Origin of the sequence: Bosea sp. F3-2 (genome assembly GCF_008253865.1) — a bacterium.
GTDB lineage: Bacteria > Pseudomonadota > Alphaproteobacteria > Rhizobiales > Beijerinckiaceae > Allobosea.
On the sequence record NZ_CP042331.1, the window covers coordinates 5298831 to 5318849 of the forward strand.

Genomic DNA, 20019 nt, shown 5'->3' on the forward strand with positions numbered 1-20019 from the left:
GGTCGGCAACGGAAGACGACTGGTAGTCCCTCGAAGACATTGCCGTCATGTCACGCGCCCGGGGGTAGGACGATGGCATCGGCGGCGGACCACCCGAGCGCTACCGACTGCCCGCGCTCCGGCAGGGAGCGCCCTGACGTCAATTCCTTCGCGAGCAGGGTCGTGCCGTCGTCCAGCTGCACGTTGATTTTGGTGATACCTCCGACAAAGACGACGTCCAGCAGCTTTCCGCGGCGGATGTTCTCGTACTCTTCGCTTTCGCGGATGAGCTTCAGCCGCTCGGGCCGAACCATCCAGTTGACCTCTTCGTTGGCGCGGCGGCCAGGATCGGCCGCGACCTTGATGGTCGAGCCGTCCGGGGAACCGAGCAGCGTTTCTGGCCCAGTCGACAGCACCTTCGCGCTTCGGATATTGGATTCGCCGAGGAAGGCGGCGGCAAAGACCGAAGCCGGTCTGAAATACAGCTCCGCCGGCGTGCCGATCTGCTCGACCTGGGCATTGTTCATCAGGCAGATCCGGTCGGACATCGACAGCGCCTCCTCCTGGTCGTGCGTGACGTAGAGGATGGTGATGCCGAGCTCGACATGCAGCCGCTTGATCTCGGTCTGCATCTGCTCGCGCAAATTCTTGTCGAGGGCGCCGAGCGGCTCGTCCATCAGGATGATCGAGGGCTCGTAGACGATGCAGCGCGCCAGCGCGATCCGCTGCTGCTGGCCGCCGGAAAGCTCGCGCGGCAGGCGTTCGGCGACATGGGGGAGATGGACGAGTTCGAGCACCCGGCGCACCGCAGCGTCGATCTGAGCGCCCCCCATCCTGCGCATGCGCAGGGGGAAGGCGATGTTCTCGTAGATCGAGAGATGCGGGAAGAGGGCGTAGTTCTGGAAGACCATGCCCAATCCCCGCTTCGCCGAGGATTCATCGGTGACGCGTCGCCCGTCGATCCAGATGTCGCCGTCCGTCGGCTCGGTCAGGCCGGCGATCAGCGACAATAGCGTGGTCTTTCCCGAGCCGGACGGCCCGAGCAGCGTCAGGAACTCCCCGTCGTGCATCGACAGCGTCGTCGGTTTCAGTGCCACCACATTGTGGTAGCGCTTGGTGACTTGCTCGGCTCGCAGCTTCTCCGACATCGGCCTGCGCCTTAACTGCGCAGGAGCCAGGCGTTGAAGCGCTCGAACATCTTGTCCTTGTTGGCGCCCCACCATTCGTCGTTGCTGGCGATCAGCTTCGAGAAATTGGCGGGCTCCGTTGGCAACTGCTTGGCGCGGGCCGGGTCGATGAACTTGAACGCAGTCTGATTGGTCGGACCGTAGGCCAGCGCCTTGGTGTAGAGCGCCTGCCGTTCGCCATTGGCGCAGGAGGCGATGAACTTCTTGGCGATCTCCGCGCGCGGGCAGCCCTTCGGAATGGCCCAGCCCTCCATGCCGTAGAGCCCGCCATCCCAGATGATCTCGACCGGGGCGCCATTGTCGATCGCCGCCTGGATGCGCGCATTGCTCGACGGCAGGAAATCGACCTCGCCGCTCTGCAGGAGCTGCGTCGTCTGCGTGAAGCTTGTCCACCAGACCGCGATATGCGGCTTGATCGTATCGAGCTTCTTGAAGGCGCGGTCGACATCGAGCGGGTAGAGCTTCTTGGGATCGACGCTATCCGCCAGCAGCGCCCCTTCGAGGGTATGGATCGGGCTCTTCGGCAGGGCCCGGCGCCCGGGGAACTTGGCGACGTCGTAGAAATCGGCCCAGCTCGAGGGGCGGGCCTTCATGTTGTCGGTCCGGTAGCCCAGGACGCTGCCGTAGACGTTCGTGCCCATCCAGTCCGGCTGCTTCGCGAGCGGGAGAAGCTGGTCGTAGTCCGATCCCGAGAGCTGCAGCGGTTCGAGCAGCCCGGCATCCGAGAGAAGCTTGCGCGACGACAGGGTGATGGAGACGACGTCCCAGACATAGGCCTTTGCGTCGACCTGCGCCTTCACCTGGCTGGTCGGCTCAGAATCGCGCGAGACGTTGATGAGCTCGAAGCCGGCCTTGCGAAACGGCGCATAGAAGGCGGGCGTGAAGCCGGTGACGTAGACGCCGCCCGGATCTGCCACGGTGATCCGCTCTGCGGCAGAGGCGGGGCGGATGACGAAAGGTGAAGCGATGAGGCCCGCTCCGCCGCCAAGAAGGCTGCGCCGCGAAATTCCGTTACGGTTGAAGATGTGATCCGGCATGACATTCCCCTATTTTTTGAATGAATTGTCAGGTGGACAGGTGAGCTTCGAGACTTTGCTCCACGTCGGAGACGAGGTCGGATAAGTTTTCGAGGCCGGCGTGAAAGCGCACGACGATCCCTTCTTCCCGCCACGGGGTCGCTGTGCGGGAATGGGCCGGATCGCCGATCAGGACGAGGCTTTCGAAGCCACCCCATGAAAAGCCCAGTCCGAAGAGGTTGAGGCCTTCGACGAAGCGCTCCGCATTCGCCTTCTCCGTCGTCCGCAGGACGACGGAGAACAGGCCGCTCGATCCAAAGAAATCGCGTTTCCAAATCGCGTGGCCGGGACAACCGGGCAGGGCCGGGTGCAGAACGCGCGCGATCTCGGGGCGCCCGGCAAGATAGGTGGCTAGGGCAAGCCCGTTCGCTTGATGAGCCGCCATCCGGAGCGCAAGCGTTCGCAGGCCTCTGGCTGCGAGATACACATTGTCAGGCGAAGCGTGGTAGCCGAGCCAATTCGCCGCGCGCTTCAAGGCTTGTGCGTGCTCGTCCCGCGCAGCGACGATGCCCAGCATCGCGTCGGAATGTCCGATGATGTACTTCGTTCCGGCATGGACCACGATATCAACGCCGTGTCGCAAAGGCTGGTAATAGAGCGGCGTTGCCCAGGTGTTGTCGCAGACCGTGATGACGCCCCGCTTCCTTGCGACTTCGCATATGGCGGGAATGTCCATCACTTCGAAGGTGAACGATCCCGGTGACTCAAGATAAATCAGCTTGGTCGAGGGCCGGATGAGCGCGTCGATCTCCTCGCCCACGAGTGGATCGAAGTAGCTGATCTCCACGCCGTTTCCGGCGAAATACTCGGTCAGGCTGGTCCGCGCTGGTTCGTAGACATTGTCGACGACCAATATGTGGTCGCCGGTCCGGGCGAAGGCTGCAACCGGCAGGATGCAGGCTGCCAGGCCCGAGGGAACCGCAACGGCGCTGTCAGCTCCTTCAAGGGCGGCAACCGCGTCCTCGAAGGCGAAAATGTCCGGGCCGCCGAAGCGTCCGTAGAAGACCGTTCCCTTTTCGAAGCGCGCACGCTTGGCGGCTTCGAGCTCACGTACCGTGTCGAATGCAACCGTCGAGGTTCTGTGAGGCGGTATGTTGATTGCTCCGGCATAGCGCGCCGGAGCCCGTCCGAGGTGAACGAGGTCGGTTTCGATTGATGAAGTGAGCGCGTCGCCTCGGCTGTCGGGCGAGGATGCGGCTATCCGCTTCACCAGCTCTTCCCTCATATTGTCGATTTAATATTGTCGACAATACGCAAGACGTGTAGGTTTACAACATCAAAATTGCGCCGCGCCCGATTTCGCAGGGATAGCAGCGGCCCCGTGAGGAGACGCGCATGAACAAGCCGGCGATGCCGGGAGGTGCTGTGACGGCGGTCGGGGGCCGGCGGGCCGCGGTCGTCGTGGCACCCAAATCGCTGACCCAACAGATCTCGGATCACATCCGCTCGGAGATCATTCACGACAATATCAAGCCGGGCGAATGGATCCGGGAGAAGGCGCTCACCGAGCAGTTCGGGATATCACGAACCCCGTTGCGCGAGGCTCTGCAGATCCTGGCGACGCAAAGGCTGATCGAGATTATCCCGAACCGCGGCGCCGTTGTGGTGGCGCTGTCGGACGACGAGATCCGCCACCTGCTGCAGGTCTATGTCCGCCTTGACGTCTTCGCCGCCGAACTCGCTTGCGAGCAGGCGACGCGGCAGGACGACGAGGCAATCCGTCGGCATCTGGAGACCATGGCGGAGGCTTACCGCGTCAGCGACCGCTACGCGTATTTCGATGCCAATCAGGCCTTCCATCTCGCGATCGCTGCGGCCTCCCACAATCCAGTGCTGATCGAGATGCACGCGCAGCTCAACCTTCGCCTCTATCGCACGCGTTATCTCGGTGTCCTGCAGGCCGAGAACTGGGCGAAGGCCTTCAACGAGCATGAGCCCATCGCCCAGGCTTTCCTCAGCCGGAATGCGCCCCTGCTGGCCCGATTGGTCTCGGAGCATCTCGGCTTCGCCTGGCGCATGGTCTCGCCCGACGCGGCCGAGAATGCGGCGGCGAAGCCGGCCGATCTGGCGAGGACCGCCTGATCATCCGCCGACCTCAAAAGCGCGAGCGAGGACGATGCTGAAGACACCCGCACGACCGATCGTCGCCACGCATTGGGGCACCTATCGGGTGAGGATGTCCGAGGGGCGTCCCGTCGAGCTGGAGGGCTTCGAGCACGATCCGGCGCCGTCTCCCATCGCCTCGTCGATGATCGGGGCACTCGACGATCGGACCCGGATCGAGCGCCCGATGATCCGAGCCTCATTCCTGGAAAAGGGCTATCGGGCGACGGGGGCAGGACGCGGAGCCGAGCCCTTCGTCGCCGTGGACTGGCCCGAGGCTATCGCGATTGCGGCTGGCGAGCTCGACCGGGTTCGCAGGGAGCATGGGAACCGCTCCATCTTCGGCGGCTCCTATGGCTGGGCGAGCGCGGGACGCTTCCATCATGCGCAGAGTCAGATCCACCGATTCCTGAACGCCATCGGCGGCTATACGCGCTCCGTCGGCAACTACAGCTACGCCGCCGCCGATGCGATCGTGCCGCATGTCGTCGGCGACCGCCGTGGGCTCGTCACCGACCATACTTCGTGGCCGGTTATTGTCCGCCACGCTCGGATGCTGGTAATGTTCGGCGGCCTGCCGCTGAAGAACTCGCAGGTGAGCTCGGGCGGGATCGGGCGCCATATCCTGGCGGAAAGCCTCGAGGCTTTCGCTGCGAATGGGGGCGAGTTCGTCACGGTCACGCCGATCCGGGACGATGTGGACGAGCGCTTCGGCGCCACCTGGCTCCCGATCGCCCCCAATACCGATACCGCGCTGATGCTGGGTCTGGCCCATACGCTATGGAGCGAGGGGCTGCACGACAGGGCGTTTCTCGCGCGTTGCACCACCGGCTTCGACAGGTTCCTGCCCTATCTCTCCGGCGAGAGCGACGGTGTCGCGAAAGCGGCGGAATGGGCGGCAGCCATCTGCGGGATCGAGGCGGAGGCGATCAGGGGTCTCGCACGCAGGATGGCGGCGCAGCGGACGATGATCATGCTGGCCTGGGCGGTGCAACGGGCGGACCATGGCGAGCAGCCCTGCTGGATGGCGATCACGCTCGCCGCGATGCTGGGCCAGATCGGCCTGCCAGGCGGCGGTTTCGGCATCGGCTACGGCTCGGTCAACGGCATCGGCAACCCGACCCTCGACCTGTCCTGGCCGTCATTCGGGCAGGGGACCAACAGCGTCGACGATTACATCCCGGTGGCGCGGATCTCGGACCTGCTGCTGAAGCCGGGTGAAAGCTATCAGTTCAACGGGCAGGACCGGCGCTACGCCGATATTCGGCTCGTCTACTGGGCTGGCGGCAACCCGTTCCATCACCATCAGAACCTCAACCGGTTCCTTGAAGCGTGGAAGCGGCCTGAGGCGGTGATCGTCCATGAGAGCTGGTGGAATCCGCTCGCCCGCCATGCGGATATCGTGCTGCCGGTGACCACCCAGCTGGAGCGCAATGACATCGTCTGCTCCAGCCGCGATCGGCTCCTTGCCGCCTCGCATCGGGTCAGTGCGCCCTTCGGGCAAGCGCGGAACGACTACGACATCTTTGGCGCTTTGGCGGCTGCGCTCGGCGCGGAAGTGGTCTTCACCGAGGGCCGGGGCGAGGAGGACTGGCTGCGCTCCCTCTACGAGAAAGCACAGGAGCGCCTCTCTGCTCTTGGGTTCAATCCGCCGGATTTCGAGACTTTTTGGGAGGAGGGGGCGCTGCTGTTTCCTGAGCCGGAACAACAGCCGTCGCTGCTCGAAGCATTCCGGAGCGATCCGGTCGGAGACGCATTGCCGACGCCCTCCGGTAAGATCGAGATTTGGTCCGATCGGATCTCTTCCTTTGGCTATGACGATTGCCTCGGCCATCCCGCTTGGCTGGAGCCACGTGAGTGGCTCGGCGCCGGCAAGGCGACCCGGTTCCCGCTGCACCTGATCTCGAACCAGCCCAAGACAAGGCTCCACAGCCAGTACGATCAGGGGAGACATTCCCGCGCCGCCAAGATCCGAGGCCGCGAGCCCGTCCGCATCCATCCTGCCGATGCCGCAGCACGCCGGATTGGCGACGGCGACATCGTGCGCCTGTTCAACGAGCGAGGCGCCTGTCTTGCGGCGGCAGTTCTGAGCGAGGCGGTTCGTCCCGGCGTCCTGCAGCTTGCCACGGGCGCCTGGTATGATCCGGCGATGCCCGGCGTGGCCGGAAGTCTTGAAAAGCACGGCAATCCCAACGTGCTGACCCATGATCTGGGTACCTCGCGCCTGGGTCAGGGGCCGAGCGCACAATCCTGCCTCGTCGAGATCGAGCGCTATGAAGGCGAGTTGCCGCCCGTGACCGCGTTCGATCCTCCCTCGATCGTCAACCGCTCATAATGACACAAACCTGCGCGGAGATATCCATGCTGATCACGAGAGCCGATTCGAACGGGCGCCGCAGTCGCGCCGTCGTGCATAACGGCACGATCTATCTGGCGGGACAGGTCGCGGATGACCGCTCAATCTCTGTGGCGGAGCAGACCGCGCAGGCGCTGGCGAAAGTAGACGACATGCTCGCCCGTTGCGGCAGCGACCGGACCAAGATCCTGTCGAGCATCATCTGGCTGAAGTCGATGGACGACTACAAGGCGATGAACGAGATCTGGGATGCCTGGGTCGATCCCGACCACGCGCCTGCGCGCGCCTGCGTCACAGGCGACATGGCCTATGCCGACATCCTCGTCGAGATCATGGTCGTTGCCGCCGCCTGATGCGCGCTGATGCGTTCTTGTTGGATGAACCCGAGGAGACAGCCGATGCCTCGCCCGAAAGCGATCGAATACAGTGAAGCCAGCAATGCGGTGAAAGCCGTCTACGACGAGATCAAATCCGCCAGGAAGCTCGACGACGTCAACAACTTCTGGAAGTACCTCGCCAATGATGAAAAGACCTTGCGCCGGACATGGGACAGCGTCCGGGAGGTCATGGCACCGGGAGCGCTGGATCCCCTCGTCAAGGAAATGATCTACGTCGCTGTCAGTGTGACCAACAATTGCGGCTATTGCATCGCCAGCCACAGCGCCGCCGCCGCCAAGGCGGGCATGACGCCCGAGCAGTTCGGCGAGCTTCTCGCTGTGGTCGGCATGGCGAACGAGACAAACCGCCTGGTGAATGGTTATCGCGTGCCGATCGACCCAGCGTTCGAAAGATAGTCACAGCGATTGTTGGTGGCTCGCCAATCAAAGCTACCCGGTAGCGTCCCGCGCTCCCGGGGAATTCTCCTCGTAGGACGAGGTTGGAGCGATGCTTCGTGTAGGTCTTGTCGGACTAGGCCGTATCGCACAGACATTTCTGAGTCTTCGAAACGAAGAGGACAGCGCGCACTGGAAAGTTGTTGGAGCCATCAAGCGGAACATTGCTGCCGACGACAAGGCGGATTTTCCCATAGTCGACAGCCTCGACAGTATGGGGGCATTAGAACCAGATCTGCTGATCGACTTTTCCGGGCCGAATGCGCTCAATAGCTATGGGGCAAATCTGCTTCGCCTGGCCGATGTTTGGACTGTCGGGGCTGCGGCGCTTGTCTCCGAAATGCTCGAAAGCGACCTGCGCGACGTTGCGCGGGAAACGGGACATCGTCTGCGTCTTCTGCCAGGCGCGATTGGCGGATTGGACGCACTCTCTGCAATGACAATTGACCCCAGCTCGACAGTTTCGATTTTCGCCTACACCGCATCGAAACCGGTTGCGTCGGGAATTGTCGACAACGCACGATCAGTCGTCAGCTCAAGTCGTGGTGTCAACGTCATTGCTGCCGCGGCACTCGCCTCGCAAGGGCTGGACCGTACTCCGGTCGACCATGTTGCGGTTGGCGACGGAGAACAGCGCAGATTCGTGATCGAGGCCAACGGTGGCTTTGGAGCGCTGCGCGTAAGCATCGATCCTGTGGTCGATGCAAAGTGTGGCACGATGCTCGTGGCGGCGAGCGCCATCGTTGCGCTGCGCAACAGCTACCGCTCGATTTGGGTCGGTTGAGAACATCGCTAAACACAGCAGCATCCGCTTCTCCTGGCTCGCCAGCATCTTGACGTGCACCGGCTTGAACAGGCCGACGCGCATCATCTGCGCGATGCCACGAGCGTCCTGACGGTCCGACTTGTTGACCTGTTGCACCTTCAGGAGCGGCTTCAGGTGCCGCGTCTCAATGCAGATCACCGGCAGGCCTGCTGCCGCCAAGCCGTTCACCAGCCACTGCGAGAGCGGACCGGCCTCAATCCCGATCCGACCATAGTCGCCACTGATGGACGTGAGCAGCACGACGAGATCGTCCGGCTCGGTCGCAACCTTCTGCTCGAACACAACCTTGCCGGCTTCGTCGACGACGCACACCGCCGTCTCCTTCACCAACACGTCAAGACCTACGAAATGCGCCATCGCCGTCGCTCGCTGCGAGGTCAGGCCCTACCTCTCCGGCGCCGTATGTGATGAGGCTGCGCACTCCCGCTCCCAGATCGCGCACAGCCACTGCGATACGCTATCTTTCGGGCGCCCAGCCAAACTTGGTCATGAACGTGCCGGCTCGTGATCCTAATTGGCCCCTCAAGGCCTATCGGCTCACCGGCCTCTATGTTTGGGGCGCTGCTGGCGTAAGACCGTGACGGCGCATGATATCCGCCATCCTGGCCCGGTCCGGCGGACCACCGGCTGCGGCGTTGACCACCTCAAACGCCTCGCGGAAATACTCCGGACCGATCTCGGCCGGCGTAATCACGCAGAGCATCTTCGCGTCCTTGCTTCCGTTGTTATCGAACCGATGAACGGCGCCTCGCGGAATGCACAACGCCTGTCCCGGCCCGACATCGATGTGTTTTCCGTTGACGGTCCAGGTCAGCACACCGTCTACGCCGTAGATCGTCTCTTCGTAATGGTCGTGGCTGTGCGCTGGAGCTGGCAGACGCTGCGCGGCCGGGACCATCAGCTCAAAGGCCGCAATGCTGCCGTTCGAGTTATCTCCGGCCAACAAGAAGCGAACCGCGAGCCCTTTGGTGGCGATGGTCTCGTCGGACGGATTGACGTGAGGGCCTATGACTGGCTGGGGCATTGTCCGAGCTCCCTTGGTAAATTACATTTACTAGCTCACGGTAAACGCCGTTTACCGAAAGTCAATGCTCTCTCCCTGAAAGTTCGTCGATGAAAACCGAGGACATGCTGATCGGCGCCTTGCTGCGCGTTCCGGCCCAAGCGATCCAGCGCCGGCTTATCAAGGAGCTCAACGCTGCCGGTTTTGACGAGCTGCGCCTGCCGCATATGGCGGTCCTACAGTTTCCCGGGCCGGACAAGGTTCGTCCGGGTACGCTCGCCGAGCGCGCCGGCGTGAGTAAACAGGCCATCAACCAGCTGCTGAGGAGCCTCGAGGGTTTCGGCTATATCGTCCGGTCCGACGTTCAAGGTGAGGGCGGCGCGCGGCTGATCCATTTTACCGAACGCGGGCACGCCGCATTCTCCAAGATGGTCGACGTATTGCGCGACATCGAGCGCGAGTGGAGCACCGAACTCGGGCCCGAGCGTTTCGCCCAGCTCAAAGCGCTGCTGTTTCTCGTCTGGGATAGTCCGCTGGCTCGCTAGCCGAAGGCATTTTGCGGATTCCTCGGCTTATGCGAGGCGACAGATCATACGGCCCGTCGCATCCAAATCTCGGAATGCTCGCTTTTCTGCAGCTTGTGGTGGCTTAGGCGACCTTTGCAGGGTCTGCTTTTCGGAGGCAGTCGCAACCACGCGGTGAGGGCCGGACATGACCCCTTCTCGGACGTTCCCAACGTCAGATTCCAAGCCGTGGTTCGAAGCGAAGTTGTGAAGGCAGGAACTGGCGCGATGCTGAAGTGGTGTGCCGAACGCGAGGGGGCGGTTCCTTCCCGAACATGTCAAGGGCACTATTGTTCAGGCGCTTGTGTCCGACTATGCGACCTTGTCCGTGCCTGTTGAACGGGCATAGTTGGCCCAAAGCTGGCATTCAGAAGGTCCGCTTGCGGGCGGCGCGATGAGGGCCGGTCCTGACACTGGCTGTGTCAAAACGCTGCTCTGGATCGCGAAGCGCGAGTTCGCGGCTGAGAGGCTGTACTGGCACGCTGCGATCGTTGGCCGGTACGAGCGGGAATAACGTGAAAATGCTCCGGCTCGGGCGAATCCCCCAATCGCACGCAATTCATTCTCGACAAGGACAGCTTCCGGTCGGACCTGCGCCAAAGTAGAATGGGCCGCCGAAGGCGGCCCATGGCGTTATCAGTATCGCTAATGCGATCGTGTGTTGGCTAGTAGTCCATTCCACCCATGCCAGCCATGCCGCCGCCCGGCATTGCCGGCGCGTCTTTCTTCGGCGCTTCAGCAATCATGGCTTCGGTCGTGATCAGGAGCCCAGCGATCGAAGCTGCATCCTGCAGGGCAACCCGGACGACCTTGGCCGGGTCGACGATGCCGGCCTTGAGCATGTCCACATACTCTTCCGTCTGCGCGTTGAAGCCGTAGCTCTGGGACTTGTTGTCCGTGATCCGGCCGATAACGGTCGAGCCCTCAACACCCGCGTTTTCCGCGATCTGGCGGATTGGAGCTTCCAGCGCCCTGAGCACGATGCTGATGCCGGCTTGAACATCGGGGTTACGATTGCTGAGCTTTCCGATGGCGCCTCTCGCGCGCAGCAATGTTACGCCGCCGCCCGGCACGATGCCTTCTTCGACCGCCGCTTTCGTGGCGTGCATGGCATCCTCGATGCGGTCCTTCTTCTCCTTGACCTCGACCTCGGTCGCGCCGCCGACCCGGATCACCGCGACGCCGCCGGCGAGCTTGGCCAGACGCTCCTGGAGCTTCTCGCGGTCGTAGTCCGAACTGGTCTCCTCGATCTGCGCCTTGATCTGGGTGATGCGGGCCTCGATCGCGATCTTGTCGCCCGCGCCGTCGATGATCGTGGTGTTCTCCTTCTCGATGTGCACCCGCTTGGCGCGGCCCAGCATGTCGAGCGTCACGTTTTCGAGCTTGATGCCGAGGTCTTCCGAGATCGTCTGGCCTGCGGTCAAGACGGTGATGTCCTCGAGCATGGCCTTGCGGCGATCGCCGAAGCCCGGAGCCTTGACGGCCGCCACCTTCAGGCCGCCACGGAGCTTGTTGACGACAAGCGTGGCCAGAGCCTCGCCTTCGATATCCTCGGCGATGATGACCAGCGGCTTGCCGGACTGCACGACGGCCTCGAGGATGGGCAGCAGCGCCTGCAAGGACGACAGCTTCTTCTCATGGACGAGGATGTAGGGGTCTTCCATCTCGGCGACCATCTTCTCGGCATTGGTGATGAAGTAGGGCGAGAGATAACCACGGTCGAACTGCATGCCCTCGACGACGTCGAGCTCGGTCTCGGCGGTCTTGGCCTCCTCGACGGTGATGACGCCCTCGTTGCCGACCTTCTGCATGGCCCGGGCGATCATGTCGCCAATGGCCTTGTCGCCGTTCGACGCAATTGTGCCGATCTGACTGATTTCCTCGGAGGAGCCCACCTTCTTCGCCCGGGCCGCGATGTCTTTCACGACCGCGGCTACGGCGATATCGATGCCGCGTTTCAGGTCCATCGGGTTCATGCCGGCCGCGACCAGCTTGAGACCTTCTTTTATGATCGCGGCGGCAAGCACTGTCGCGGTCGTGGTGCCGTCTCCCGCGAGATCATTGGTCTTCGAGGCGACTTCGCGCACCATCTGGGCGCCCATGTTCTCGAACTTGTCGGCGAGCTCGATCTCCTTGGCGACAGCGACGCCGTCCTTGGTGACGCGCGGCGCCCCGTAGGACCTGTCGATGACCACGTTGCGACCCTTGGGACCGAGCGTGACCTTGACCGCGTTGTTGAGGATTTCGACGCCCCGCAGCATCCTGTCGCGTGCATCCGTGGAGAATCTCACGTCTTTGGCAGCCATGACTTGGAACTCCGGTGGGTCGCGACGAGCGGGGCGTGGCTCAGGCCGCCTTCTTTTTGAGCGTGGCGGTGCCCTCGATCACCCCCATGATGTCGGATTCCTTCATGATCAGGAGATCCTGGCCGTCGATCTTGACCTCGGTGCCCGACCACTTGCCGAACAGGACGCGATCGCCCTTCTTGACATCGAGCGGGGTCAGCTTGCCGGCTTCGTCGCGGGCGCCAGGGCCGACGGCGACGACTTCACCCTCCTGGGGCTTTTCCTTGGCGGTATCGGGGATGATGATGCCACCCTTGGTCTTCTCTTCGCCTTCAAGGCGCCGGACCACGACGCGATCATGCAGCGGACGGAATTTCATGAATTCCTCCATATCGACAATTTGCACGAACTGGCGGGCTCTCGACCGGAGCCTCTGCGGCCGACGATCCGGCGCTCCATCCGCTTCACGTCGGACGGCTCAGTACCGAACACAGAACAACTGTTAGCACTCTTGCTAATTGCGTGCCATTGGATTTGATGGGCGCCTTGGGCCTCCGTTTAATGTCACAGACCGGCTGCGCGAGGCCCGGCACACGGTGCTGGACCTACTCGCGGCTAACGTGCTGCGGCTGGAGGCGTGGAAACCGGATGACTGATTAAGCCGGTGGGGCAACGTCGGCTTCCGGGCGACATGCGATAGTCAGCTACTGGCGCCGCTCACCCTTTCGAGCGCGGTCCGAGAATACAAACTCATCTCGCCGCGGGCAGCAATGGCGTAGCCTGCTGAAGGTGTAACCCGCACAGATCCAGAAACGCGGCCGCAGGCTTTCGCCAGACTCTGGCTGCCCGGCAAAGATGTTGACCGCAACACCATCAACCGATGAGCTACGACCGGATCGTGGCGGTCAAGGCTTCCTTAGTCGCCTGCGGCGTATCCGCAACCGTTGTTCAGCCATCGGCCCAACGCTGCTGCAGGGCCGAGACCGACATGTAATCGTAGGAGAAGTCGGAAATCGCCCAATAGCGCAGGCTGTCCTGCTGGAATGCCCAGAGGTGATCGTAGATCTTCTTGAAGTTCGGGTTGGCGGCTGACATCTCCGCATAGAGGTCTCGGGTAATCTTGTAGCTCGCCTTGAGGATGTCGTTCGGCAGAGGCCTTAGCTGGGCGCCGCCGGCGAGCAGCCGTTTGAGAGCCACCGGGTTGAGCATGTCGTATTTTGCCTGCATGTCGTGGCCGGCAGCCATCGCGCAGGTCTTCAACGCCCTCTGGTAGGCGGGCGGCAGGCTGTTCCACTTCTCGAGATTGATGAAGAAGCTCAGCTCGGCGGAGCCGTCCCAGAAGCCCGGGTAGTAGTAATAGGGCGCGACCTTGGCGAAGCCGAGCTTCTCATCGTCATAAGGGCCGACGAACTCGACCGCATCGAGCACGCCGCGCTCCAGGGCCGGATAGATGTCGCCCGCCCCGAGCTGCTGCGGGACGACCCCCATCTTCTGCAGCACATTGCCGCCGAGCCCGCCGATGCGCATCTTGAGGCCCTGCAGATCGGCGGCCGACTTGATCTCCTTGCGGAACCAGCCGCCCATCTGGGATCCCGTATTGCCGCCGGGCAGATTGTAGAGATTGAACTTCGCGTAGAACTCGTTGAGCAGTTCGAGGCCGCCGGCCTGGAAGAGCCAGGCCTGCATCTGCCGGCTGTTCGGGCCCCAGGGGATCACCGTGCCGAAGGCGAAGGCGGTGTCCTTGCCGATGTAGAAATAGGAGCCGGAATGGCCCATCTCGACGGTGCCGTTCGAGACCGCATCGGCGACCTGAAGGGCCGGCACGATCTCGCCCGCCGCGAAGACCTGGAGCTTGAACCGGCCGTCGGTGACCGCCGACAGGGCCTCGGACAGATAGGTGCAGGCTCCGTACAGCGTATCCAGCGATTTCGGATAGCTCGACGCCAGGCGCCATGTGATGGACGGCATGCTCTGCGCGATGGCGGGCGATGCGATCCCGGCGGCGGCGCCGGCGCCGGCACCCTTCAGAAATAATCTGCGCTGCATTGAGGTCGTTTCCTGCCTGATGTTCTGGTTAGCCGAAGCCGGCGCTCGGCAGCATGGCATGCGCCGATCGCGGGCCACAATCGACGCAGCCGGCATCGACGCCCTGCGGGAACAGCGGGTCGGGACGGCAGGGCGGTCTCGCGCTCCCTTCAGTCCGAAGTGCTCGCTTCCATCAGCTTGACGACCACCGTCAGCAGGCGATTTGCCGGCGTCGCGACGCCGAGCCTTTCGCCGGCCCGGACGATGTAGCCGTTGAGATGGTCGATCTCGGTCGGCTTGCCCCTGGCCAGATCCCGGGCGGTCGAGGAGAGCTGATCGGGCATCGTGGCGGCGAGGCCGAGCACCTTTGCAAGCAGGCCGTCCTCGATCCGCACGCCGCAGGCGCGCGCCACGGCGAGGCCCCAGCCTGAACATCTCGGCGAGCGCCGGGCTCGCCGGCCCTGAGCCGATGACGAGCTCGCCGCGGCCATGATGACGGACATGCCCCGACCGGGACATCTCTGCCGCGACATAGACGGCCGTCGGGATCACCGGCCTTCCCAGGACCTGCTGCAGGCGCTCGGCATTGTCGACGCCGTTCTGCAGGCTGAGGATCGTAGCGCCGGCCTCGAGATGAGGCCCATTTCATGGCCCGCCGCGACGGTATCGCCCGATTTGACGCAGAACAGGACGAGTTCCGCATCGCTCACGCCCGACGGCTCGGCGGTTGCCGTGACCGCAAGGGATTCGGTGAAGGCTGCGGTCTCCAGGGTGAGGCCGTGATCCCGGATCGCCTTCACATGCTGCGGCCGCGCGACCAGCGTGACCGCATGACCGGCCCGCGCCAGCATGGCACCGTAGTAGCAGCCGACGGCGCCCCCATCACAGCGATCTTCATCGATTCCCCTCCTGCCGGGGCGACAGTATTCCTGCGCCGGTCCGTCTCGGCCACAGGAAGCTGTCGTCCAGCTCGGCGGGATCCGGGCAGCCGAGATGGATGAGCGTGTTCATGAACTCGTCGCGCAGGATGTCGATGATCGCCTTCGGCCCGTCCGACAGGCCCAGGGCCGCGACGGCGAACAGAAAAGGGCGCCCCATCAGGACGAAGTCGGCGCCGCGCGCCAGGCTGCGGGCGATGTCGTCGCCGGTCCTGACGCCGCTGTCCAGAATGATGGTCAGAGCGTCGCCGCAGGCTTCGCGGATGGCGGGCAGGACCTCGATCGGCGCGGGGGCCGCATCGAGCTGACGCCCGCCATGGTTGGAGACGACGATGCCGTTCGCGCCCAGCCGTGCGGCCGTTCGGGCGTCCTCGGGGTTCAGGATGCCCTTGATGACCAGGTGATGCGGCCAGGCCTTGCGAATGCCTTCGATCCGGCTCCAGTCGAGGGCAGGGCAGGAGAGCTGGCGGGAGACGAATTCGGCATGTTTCAGCCCGCTCATCGCTCCCCTGTTGTCAATGAAGTTCGCCATGCCCAGGCGCGTGCCGAACAAGGCTCTCATCAGCCAGGCCGGGTGTCGCCCGACATCGAGGATCGTGCGCAGCGAGGGGCGCAGGGGAATGGCCAGGCCATTGGCCAGGTCCCTGACGCGCTTGGCCGGAACGGGAATGTCGACCGTTACCACCAGCGTGGTGACGCCCGCCTTCAGCGCCCGGTCGATCAGGGCAGCCGCGGTGGCTTCGTCGGAGCCGGGATAGAGCTGGAACCAGAGATTGTCCTGCGCGATATCGCGGATGGTTTCGATCGACGTCGTCGCCGCCGTCGACAGGACATAGGGGATGTTCCGCTCCCTGGCGGCGCGGGCGAGGGCGCGGTCGGTCCCGGGGCGGATCAGATCTGCAAATCCCATCGGCGCGACGCCGAAGGGCGCGGCGTAGCGGCGGCCGAAGATCGTCACCACCGACGTCGCAGCCGAGCAGTCGCGCAAGGCCTGCGGCAGCAGGGCGATCTCCTCGAAGCGTGCGCGATTGCGCGCAAGCGCGATCTCCGACCCTGCGCCGCCCTCGACGAAATCGAAGATGGCCCGCGGCAGGTGCCTGCGCGCGATCTCGGCCATCTGACGTGTGGTGAAGACGCCCTTGGTCGGCACCACCTCGTTCCTCCTTCGCAGCCTGGCGTCCTGCGCTGGCGACATGCCCATGACGGACGGATGCGCAAGTCCAGAAACATCACGAATGCAAGGCAGCCGGAAGGTGCCAGAGCGCGACCGGGGCCGGACTTCCGGTCATGGGCCGATGGTGCCACGGGGCTTCAGCCGGCAGCGAAGGCCCTCGAAAGTGTCGCCACGCCGCCTTCGTCTTCGTTTGCGGCCAATTTTCGCCTGAGCGTAACGAAGACACTGAATTGCAACGCACTCGATGCTGGAGGATCGGAGGTTGAGTTTAGGGTTTGATATTTACGACGGCGCGGGTCGATGAGATTCCCCGGACGAGAACGGACGTTTTTTGTGCTAGTTGTCAGAGTCTGCTTTCCGGCAACCGCCGAATGTCGGCAAATGGCGCATTCCCCAGATCGCATGTTGAGGCTCTGCTTATCCCTCAGCTCCACGGATTGACAGTATCGTATAGGTATATTATCCTATAATCGCCGGCCCGATCCTGTGCCGCCGAACGCCAGGCATGATGTGCGACCCCGTCGAGCCGCCGGGCGGCTTCGATCCGCGCGAGGGCTTCCGTGGCGGTCAGCTTTCCCGGCACGATGGAGGCAAGCGTCGCGAAGCCCGGCGCTGACGAGGCCGATCGTCGTCATCGTCACCGCGCTCGACGACTGCACGAGCAGCGTGACGATGGAGCCCCAGAAGGCGCCGGAGAGCGGCGTGGCCGCCGCCTTGCCGAGGACGGTGCGCAGGGCGGATCCCGCCAGCGCCTTCAGGCCGTCGGTCATGACGGTCATGCCGAGCAGGAACAGCCCGACGCCGCCGAGAATGGCAATTGCTGTCGACATGCACGTCTCAGCCCCCTGTGCTTCGCGCACCGAGCTCGTCGGAGTCATAACGTCTGCCGAACCGATGCCATAGCCTCCCCATTGCGCCGACGCCCCGCAGCGGTGGCGAGCGATAGCGTCATCGACGTGCGGGAGCCCGACGACTTCCGTCCATGGTGCTTCCCCGAAGGTTGTTTCCAGGCCTAAACTGCGCCATGACGCTGCGTTCAGCTCCAAATAATCTAAAGGTTTCCGCAAAATCGGGTGGCTCGAATTCGCTGTTTTACCTAGCCGGTATTGTTTCATCCGGGAGGTCATGTTTCTATGCGGTGTTGAAGCGACACAGTTGGGATGCCAGCCGTGGACCGCAGGCATTTCTTGCAAGCAGGCCTATGCGGGGCGGCTGGGGTGGTTTCAGCCCAGTCTGGTTGGGCCCAACCGTCTGCGCCACGCCGCATCGGCATGTTGGTCAATGGTGGTCCCGGAGCGTTCCATGAGGCGTGGCGCCGTACCTTCGCGCAGGATTGCGCACAGCTCGGCCTGATCGAGGGGCGAGACTTCACCGTTGAGCCTCGCTTTGCGGAAGGCCAGCTCGGCCGTCTGCCGGAGCTTGCCACGGAGCACGTTCGTCAGGGCGTGGATGTCATCGTGGCGCTCGGAGGACCAGCCGCCAACGCAGCGCGGCGGGCAACGCCGACGATCCCGGTGATCTTTGCCATTGTGACCGACCCGGTTGCTCTCGGGCTGGCCGAAACCGCGCAGAGGCCGGGGCGCAACGCGACGGGCATCACTAGCCTCGACCCGCGGCAGGCCGAGGCGCAAATGCGGCTGCTGAAGGACGTCTTTCCGGGGATGGAGCGGGTCGCGGCCTTGAGCGACCAGACGATCCCCGGAGCCGATGCTTCCGGTCTTGCGCCGATCGATCGTGCGAACAAGGCGGCAGCCGAAGCGCTTGGATTGCGCCCACAGATCGTGAAGCTGCCGGCGCCCACCGCCGCTGCGCCTGATCCAGATTTCGATGCCGCTTTCGCAGCCATGGTACGGGACAGTGCCCAGGCCGTGGTGGTCTTCGATACGCCACTCAACTTCAGCCACGGCAAGCGCCTCGCTGATCTCGCGGTGACACATCGGCTGCCGACCATGTTCGCTGGCGGCATGAGCGCTGTGGGTGGCTTGATCACCTATGGCACATCGGTCGCCGACACTTGGCGCCGTCTCCCGGCCTTCATCGACAGAATCTTCAAGGGCACGCCTCCGGGAGAGATCCCGGTCGAGTTCATCACGCGGCGCGAGCTCATCTTCAATCTCAAGGTTGCCCAGAGCATCGGCGTCACGATTCCGCCCGAGCTCTTGGCGCGGGCGGACCAGGTGATCCGATGAGTCCGCAATTGCTCAGCCGCCAGCGCTGCTGAACGCCTCGCTGCGGGGATTGATGCCAAGCGTCTGTTGGTCCATCGGCGCCGGGTATTCCTCGTCCAGCGCGGACAAGGCTTCTCCGGACAGTGCCGCTTTGAGCTTCGCCTGGTCCAGCTCGCCCTCCCAGCGGGCCATGACCAGCGTCGCAACGCCGTTGCCGATCATGTTCACCAAGGCTCGGGCCTCGCTCATGAAGCGATCGATGCCGAGGATCAGCGCCATGCCGGCGACCGGGATCGCCGGGACGACGGAGAGCGTGCCGACCAGCGCGATGAAGGAGGCGCCGGTGACGCCGGATGCGCCCTTCGAGGTCAGCATGGCAACGGCGAAGATCGCGAGCTGCTGATGCAGGCTTAGATCGGTGTTGGTCGCCTGCGCCACGAAGAGCGCCGCGAGCGTCATATAGATCGAGGTGCCGTCGGTGTTGAAGACATAGCCCGTCGGCACGACGAGGCCGACCACCGGCTTGGAGCAGCCGGCGCGCTCCAGCTTCTCCATCAGGCTCGGCAGGGCCGAGTCGGAGGAGGAGGTGCCGAGCACGATCAGGATCTCTTCCTTGATGTAGGCCAGGAACTTCAGGATGCTGAAGCCGGCCCAGCGGGCGATCAGCCCGAGCACGCCGAGGACGAAGATCAGGCTGGTCAGGTAGAAGGTCGCGATCAGCAGGAAGAGCGGGCCGAGCGAGGAGACGCCGTAGCGGCCGATGGTGAAGGCCATGGCGCCGAAGGCGCCGATGGGCGCGAGCCGCATGATGACATTGATCGCCCCGAAGACGAGCTTCGAGCCGGCATCGATGACGTCGCGCACGGGTCTCGCACGCTCGCCGAGATGCGAGAGCACATAGCCGAACAGGATCGAGATCAGCACCACCGGCAGGATGTCGCCCTTGGCGAAGGCATCGACCACGGTGTTCGGGATGATATTGAGCAGGAACTCGGTGATCGTCTGCTCGCCAGCCTTGCCGGCGTAGACTTGGACGGCCTTGGCGTCGAGTGCGGAAGGGTGGGCGTTGAAGCCGGCGCCCGGCTTGACGACATTCGCGACGACGAGGCCGATGACCAGCGCCAGCGTCGAGACCGCCTCGAAATAGAGCAGGGCCTTGCCGCCGACACGGCCGACTTTCTTCATGTCGCTCATGCCGGCGATGCCGGAGACGACGGTGCAGAAGATCACCAGCGCGATCACCATCTTGATCAGCTTGATGAAGCCGTCGCCGAGGGGTTTCATCTCGACGCCGATCGATGGCCAGAAGTGGCCGAGCACGATGGCGAAGGCGATGGCGATCAGAACCTGGACGTAGAGGATGTTGTACCAGCGCTTGGCCGGCCGTGGTGAAGGATGATCTGCAGCCATTTTTTTCCTCCCTGGGCGCATGGCGTCGCCGCCGCGGACGGGTGCGTCCGCGCTTGGTGTGGTTCTTGGCTAGGCGTCTGGCAGTCTCTTCAT

Annotated in this window: 17 protein-coding genes and 4 pseudogenes; 7 read left to right on the plus strand and 14 right to left on the minus strand. The window is 63.6% G+C overall.

Annotated features, from left to right (window positions below):
* Positions 1–50 precede the first annotated feature (50 nt).
* The 3 genes from FQV39_RS24525 to metC are packed head-to-tail and all read right to left on the minus strand — an operon-like array spanning position 51 to position 3467.
* Positions 51–1127 (minus strand): ABC transporter ATP-binding protein, encoded by a 1077-nt coding sequence (locus FQV39_RS24525; protein ID WP_149132668.1) that lies wholly within the window; start codon positions 1125–1127, stop codon positions 51–53.
* Between the two features lie 11 nt (positions 1128–1138).
* The gene (locus FQV39_RS24530) at positions 1139–2203 is read right to left on the minus strand and encodes an ABC transporter substrate-binding protein (RefSeq protein ID WP_149132669.1); all 1065 of its coding nucleotides are present in this window, start codon (positions 2201–2203) and stop codon (positions 1139–1141) included.
* 28 nt (positions 2204–2231) lie between these two features.
* Positions 2232–3467 carry a cystathionine beta-lyase gene (gene metC / locus FQV39_RS24535; protein ID WP_149132670.1) on the minus strand — a complete coding sequence of 412 codons (1236 nt, stop codon included), beginning with the start codon at positions 3465–3467 and terminating at the stop codon, positions 2232–2234.
* Between the two features lie 110 nt (positions 3468–3577).
* Between metC and FQV39_RS24540 the strand changes: the two genes are divergently transcribed.
* The 5 genes from FQV39_RS24540 to FQV39_RS34455 all read left to right on the plus strand — a co-directional run bounded on the left by FQV39_RS24540 (position 3578) and on the right by FQV39_RS34455 (position 8318).
* Complete coding sequence (locus tag FQV39_RS24540) at positions 3578–4324, plus strand: GntR family transcriptional regulator (protein ID WP_149132671.1); 747 nt, start codon at positions 3578–3580, stop codon at positions 4322–4324.
* Positions 4325–4358: 34 nt separating this feature from the next.
* A complete protein-coding gene (locus tag FQV39_RS24545; protein ID WP_149132672.1) occupies positions 4359–6680 on the plus strand; it encodes a molybdopterin-dependent oxidoreductase in 2322 nt (773 codons plus the stop codon).
* Positions 6681–6706: 26 nt separating this feature from the next.
* Positions 6707–7054 carry a RidA family protein gene (locus FQV39_RS24550; protein ID WP_149132673.1) on the plus strand — a complete coding sequence of 116 codons (348 nt, stop codon included), beginning with the start codon at positions 6707–6709 and terminating at the stop codon, positions 7052–7054.
* Positions 7055–7099: 45 nt separating this feature from the next.
* Entirely contained in the window at positions 7100–7495 is a 396-nt protein-coding gene (locus tag FQV39_RS24555) for a carboxymuconolactone decarboxylase family protein (RefSeq protein WP_149132674.1), read from the plus strand.
* Between the two features lie 91 nt (positions 7496–7586).
* Positions 7587–8318: a DUF108 domain-containing protein gene (locus FQV39_RS34455; protein ID WP_149132675.1), complete on the plus strand. Its 732-nt coding sequence runs from the start codon at positions 7587–7589 to the stop codon at positions 8316–8318.
* 15 nt (positions 8319–8333) lie between these two features.
* Here FQV39_RS34455 and FQV39_RS33875 read toward each other — a convergent pair.
* Positions 8334–8717 (minus strand): annotated as a pseudogene (locus FQV39_RS33875) (IS110 family transposase); the annotation flags it as partial.
* A gap of 190 nt (positions 8718–8907) precedes the next feature.
* Entirely contained in the window at positions 8908–9384 is a 477-nt protein-coding gene (locus FQV39_RS24570) for a cupin domain-containing protein (protein WP_149132676.1), read from the minus strand.
* 89 nt (positions 9385–9473) lie between these two features.
* On the opposite strand from FQV39_RS24570, the gene FQV39_RS24575 reads away from it, so the two are divergent.
* Entirely contained in the window at positions 9474–9908 is a 435-nt protein-coding gene (locus tag FQV39_RS24575) for a MarR family winged helix-turn-helix transcriptional regulator (RefSeq protein ID WP_149132677.1), read from the plus strand.
* Positions 9909–10591: 683 nt separating this feature from the next.
* On the opposite strand, the gene groL is transcribed toward FQV39_RS24575, so the two are convergent.
* The 8 genes and pseudogenes from groL to FQV39_RS24605 form a co-directional block, all read right to left on the minus strand.
* The gene (gene groL, locus FQV39_RS24580; protein ID WP_149132678.1) at positions 10592–12232 is read right to left on the minus strand and encodes a chaperonin GroEL; all 1641 of its coding nucleotides are present in this window, start codon (positions 12230–12232) and stop codon (positions 10592–10594) included.
* A 40-nt stretch (positions 12233–12272) separates the two neighbouring features.
* On the minus strand, positions 12273–12590 hold the full coding sequence (gene groES / locus FQV39_RS24585) for a co-chaperone GroES (RefSeq protein ID WP_149132679.1): 318 nt from the start codon (positions 12588–12590) through the stop codon (positions 12273–12275).
* A gap of 569 nt (positions 12591–13159) precedes the next feature.
* Positions 13160–14257, minus strand: coding sequence for a TRAP transporter substrate-binding protein (locus FQV39_RS24590; RefSeq protein WP_149132680.1), 1098 nt, complete (start codon positions 14255–14257; stop codon positions 13160–13162).
* Positions 14258–14406: 149 nt separating this feature from the next.
* Positions 14407–14649, minus strand: a complete 243-nt coding sequence (locus FQV39_RS34250) for a ketopantoate reductase family protein (RefSeq protein ID WP_349238560.1) — start codon at positions 14647–14649, stop codon at positions 14407–14409.
* A 106-nt stretch (positions 14650–14755) separates the two neighbouring features.
* A pseudogene (locus FQV39_RS34255) lies at positions 14756–14851 on the minus strand (2-dehydropantoate 2-reductase); the annotation flags it as partial.
* A gap of 47 nt (positions 14852–14898) precedes the next feature.
* Positions 14899–15231 (minus strand): annotated as a pseudogene (locus FQV39_RS34460) (ketopantoate reductase family protein); the annotation flags it as partial.
* A complete protein-coding gene (locus FQV39_RS24600) occupies positions 15131–16327 on the minus strand; it encodes an alpha-hydroxy acid oxidase (RefSeq protein WP_187640048.1) in 1197 nt (398 codons plus the stop codon). The gene FQV39_RS24600 and the pseudogene FQV39_RS34460, both read right to left, overlap by 101 nt.
* 623 nt (positions 16328–16950) lie before the next feature.
* Positions 16951–17178: pseudogene (locus tag FQV39_RS24605) on the minus strand (Na/Pi symporter); the annotation flags it as partial.
* Positions 17179–17619: 441 nt separating this feature from the next.
* Between FQV39_RS24605 and FQV39_RS24610 the strand changes: the two are divergent.
* On the plus strand, positions 17620–18537 hold the full coding sequence (locus FQV39_RS24610) for an ABC transporter substrate-binding protein (RefSeq protein WP_187640049.1): 918 nt from the start codon (positions 17620–17622) through the stop codon (positions 18535–18537).
* Between the two features lie 12 nt (positions 18538–18549).
* Here FQV39_RS24610 and FQV39_RS24615 read toward each other — a convergent pair whose 3' ends face one another.
* Positions 18550–19926, minus strand: a complete 1377-nt coding sequence (locus FQV39_RS24615) for a dicarboxylate/amino acid:cation symporter (RefSeq protein WP_149132683.1) — start codon at positions 19924–19926, stop codon at positions 18550–18552.
* Positions 19927–20019 lie beyond the last annotated feature (93 nt).